Origin of the sequence: Massilia eurypsychrophila, assembly GCF_002760655.1 — a bacterium.
GTDB lineage: Bacteria > Pseudomonadota > Gammaproteobacteria > Burkholderiales > Burkholderiaceae_D > JAFCUW01.
The window spans coordinates 1-432 of record NZ_PDOC01000102.1 but is presented as its reverse complement, the minus strand read 5'-3'; the positions used below and the strand labels follow the sequence as shown (position 1 = coordinate 432).

Sequence of the window (432 nt, the reverse complement as noted above, 5' to 3'; positions counted from 1 at the left end):
ACATGGTTTTCCCACGCTTCCAATGCTTGAGCTGGATAGCTCTCAGCCTGTGGCGCAGCCATTCATCGAGTGTCCGCCAGACTTTCGGCGTTTGCGCCAATTTGAAGTACCCCTTCCAGCCAAGCATATAGGAGCGCAGCTTTTCAACGATCTGCGGCATGCTGCGGCCAACAGTACGCTTCGTTAGCTCGCGGATTCGCTGCTTAAATGTTGCCCGCGGCTTGTCCGCGACCTTCAGCTTCACCACTTTCCCCTTTGCCACCCACAGACTGTAACCGAGGAACTTACGACCAAATGCGCTGGGGAGCAATGGCCGCGTCGTTCCAGTTCCTTGTCCACCTCATCGAGCAGAACGTTGGCCAGTAGCGGCGACAGCGGTCCACCTTGCGGCGTTCCTTCGTGCCGCGACTGCACCACGCCATGGTCCATGAT

General features: G+C 57.6%; 1 pseudogene. It reads right to left on the bottom strand.

The features are described 5' to 3' along the window. Positions 1-432, bottom strand: a pseudogene (locus CR105_RS27560) (group II intron maturase-specific domain-containing protein); the annotation flags it as partial.